The following is a 625-nucleotide window of genomic DNA, read 5'->3' on the forward strand; positions in this document are numbered from 1 at the left end:
ACACGAATCACAGGAGGACAAAGGATGGACAAAAGCAGTCTAGCACATACCAAATGGAACTGCAAATACCACATTGTATTTGCGCCAAAATACCGGAGACAAGTGATATACGGAAAATTAAGAAGAGAGATCGGAAAGATATTGCGGGAGTTATGTGAACGAAAAGGGGTGGAGATTATCGAAGCAGAAGCTTGCGTGGATCATATTCACATGTTGGTGAGCATTCCACCGAAGATAAGTGTATCTGAGTTCATGGGCTACTTAAAGGGGAAAAGCTCCCTGATGATTTTTGATAAGTTTGCGAACATGAAGTACCGATATGGGAATCGACAATTCTGGTGTAGAGGGTACTATGTGGATACAGTGGGGAGAAACAAAAAGGTAATAGAAGAGTATATTCGCAATCAGTTAGTGGAGGACAAAAATTACGAGCAATTAACGATGAAAGAGCTGGTTGACCCGTTTACGGGTGAGTCGGTGAAAAAGGGCAGATAAAAAGCCCCTTTAAGGGGCAGCCCGAGGCAACACGCGGTTGGCAGACTTTCAATGCGCCTTTGAGGCGCTTGCTTGTAACATGCCCTTATAGGGCTAATGGAAGCCACCGGCTAAGCCGGTGGTTATGACT

Annotated in this window: 1 protein-coding gene; it reads left to right on the forward strand. The window is 44.8% G+C overall.

The genetic code is table 11. The annotated features are described in order from the left end of the window. The first annotated feature begins 24 nt into the window (after positions 1 to 24). On the forward strand, positions 25 to 495 hold the full coding sequence (tnpA, locus tag ACTHO6_RS21205; RefSeq protein ID WP_440243822.1) for an IS200/IS605 family transposase: 471 nt from the start codon (positions 25 to 27) through the stop codon (positions 493 to 495). Positions 496 to 625 lie beyond the last annotated feature (130 nt).

The sequence above is a fragment of the Brevibacillus sp. SAFN-007a genome, from assembly GCF_051967035.1.
Lineage (GTDB): Bacteria > Bacillota > Bacilli > Brevibacillales > Brevibacillaceae > Brevibacillus.

What these genes read in the sequence shown, in the direction of transcription:
- tnpA (WP_440243822.1), top strand. Translation starts at nt 25, where the DNA reads ATGGACAAAAGCAGTCTAGCACATACCAAATGGAACTGCAAATACCAC.